Source organism: Streptomyces alkaliphilus (genome assembly GCF_014141535.1).
GTDB classification, from domain to species: domain Bacteria; phylum Actinomycetota; class Actinomycetes; order Streptomycetales; family Streptomycetaceae; genus Streptomyces; species Streptomyces alkaliphilus.
On sequence record NZ_VKHT01000902.1, the window covers coordinates 1 to 2,048 of the forward strand.

Here is a 2,048-nt window from a genome sequence, read left to right on the forward strand (position 1 = left end):
GGACCAGGGGGCGCCGGGCGGCGGAGCGCTCTGCGCCCCGGGGTATCCGGGCTCGGTCACGGGGTAGCCGTAGCCGTAGTCCTGCGAGCCGGTTTCGGTGACGCCGGACCACCCGCCGGCGAAGGTGCTCTCCGGGCCCTGCCCGCTCTCGGCCGGGGTGGGTTCGGGGCCCCAGCCACCGGCCGGGGTACCGGGAGCGACGCCCCAGTCGGCCACCGGTTGGGCCCCGGTGTCGGTGATCCCGCCGTAGCCGACGGTGGACCAACCACCGGTCTCGTAGGGGTCGCCCATGCCGTAGGAGTCGGGGCCGGTGCCCGGCGCGCCCGAATCCGAACCCGACCAGTCGGCTCCGCCGTACCCGACGCCCACGGGCCGACCGGTCGCGGTGGTCTCCCAGCCGTCCCGGTCGTCGCCGACGGCTCCGGAGCCGGTGGTTCCCGCGGCGCCCGCACCGGGGTCCGACCAATCGGCATAGGCGTGGGTGTCCTCCTGTCCGTACGGGCGGGCGAGGGGATCCCGGTGGGGCTCCCCGGGGGTCTCGCCCCAGCCACCGAGGACCCCGGCGGTGTCCCGCTCATCCCGTCCCGGTCCCCCACCGAGGGGGGCGGGCTCATGACGTCCCCCGCCCCGGGGCGGGTGGCCCTCGTCCGCACCGGTCGGCTCGGCGGCCCCGGCCGGACCGTCGGGCAGCGGCTCCATCGGCCGCACCTCGCGTCGCCGGGGGCTGGTGCCGGGGTTGCCGCCCAGCGCCCAACCGGTGGAGAAACCCTTGCGGTAGGAGAGGGTGACCAGGGTTTGACCGGTCGCGAAGGCCAGTGCGCCCAGGGTGATCACCGGTACGGACGGCAGCAGGACGCCGAAGACGACACCGAGGAAACCGAAGAAGGCCAACAGCCGCCAGCGCAGTCGGGCCTTGTACTGCAGCAGCACCTCGCCGAGGAGCCAGAGAGCGACCAGCCCGAACGCGATGTAGAGGACCGTCCAGCCCATGTTCGCCCTCTCGTGAGTGCCTCGTCAGCGATCCGATCGCCGATGCAAGCCCAGATTCCGGTAGATGTCCAGCGTGGCCACCGAGCGGTTGAGCGTGATGAAGTGCAGGCCGGGAATGTCCTGTTCCATCAACTCGGCGCACAGCTCGGTCGCGTACTCGATTCCGATCGAGCGTACCGCGACCGGATCGTCGGCCACCGCCAGAATGCGGCGCTCCAACTCCGACGGGAAGGTGGCGTTGCTCAGACTCGCGAAGCGCTCGATCTGCTTCACGCTGGTCACGGGCATGATCTCGGGGATGATCGGGGTCTCGCAGCCGGCCCCCGCCACCCGGTCCCGGAGTCGGAAATAGTCCTCCGCGCGGAAGAACATCTGGGTGATCGCGTAGTCGGCGCCGGCCCGGCACTTGGCGACGAGGTGCCGGATGTCGGTCTCCCGGTCGACGGAGCGGGGATGCATCTCGGGGAAGGCCGCGACACCGACGCAGAAGTCGCCGGACTCCTTGATGAGTTCGACCAGCTCGCTCGCGTAGGTCACGCCCTCGGGGTGCCGCACCCACTCCCCCATCGGGTCACCGGGGGGGTCGCCGCGCAGCGCGAGGAGGTTGCGGATGCCGGCGTCGGCGTAGCGCCCGATGATGTTGCGCAGTTCGGCGACGGAGTGGTTGACGGCGGTCAGGTGGGCGACCGGGGTGAGGGTGGTCTCGCTGGTGATCCGCTCGGTGGCCCTGATGGTGCCGTCGCGCGAGGTGCCACCGGCGCCGTAGGTGACCGACACGAAGGTCGGCCCCACGGCCTCCACCCGCCGGATCGCCTCCCACAGGATCTGCTCACCGCGTTCGGTTCGGGGGGCGGCGAACTCGAAGGAGTACGAGCGCTCCCCGGCGGCGAGCAGTTCGCGTACCGTCCGCGCGCGGTCGGTGCGTACGGAGGGAAGTCCAAGGGCCATGGTCGCAGGCTACCCGGGTGGGGAGGGGGATGGGGTCACGTTCCGGGAAACGGACGTCCACCGGCCGGTGGACGTTCCGCGGCGGCTTCCCGCAGTCGGGCCGCCAGGCC

The 2,048-nt window shown here is 72.1% G+C and carries 2 protein-coding genes; both read right to left on the reverse strand.

The window, feature by feature from the left end; translation table 11 throughout:
- On the reverse strand, positions 1 to 990 hold a 990-nt coding region (locus FNQ90_RS27665; RefSeq protein ID WP_228471446.1), incomplete at its 3' end, for a hypothetical protein.
- A gap of 24 nt (positions 991 to 1,014) precedes the next feature.
- The gene (gene metF / locus FNQ90_RS20975) at positions 1,015 to 1,938 is read right to left on the reverse strand and encodes a methylenetetrahydrofolate reductase [NAD(P)H] (protein WP_182607782.1); all 924 of its coding nucleotides are present in this window, start codon (positions 1,936 to 1,938) and stop codon (positions 1,015 to 1,017) included.
- Positions 1,939 to 2,048 lie beyond the last annotated feature (110 nt).

What these genes read in the sequence shown, in the direction of transcription:
- metF (WP_182607782.1), bottom strand. Translation starts at nt 1,938, where the DNA reads ATGGCCCTTGGACTTCCCTCCGTACGCACCGACCGCGCGCGGACGGTA.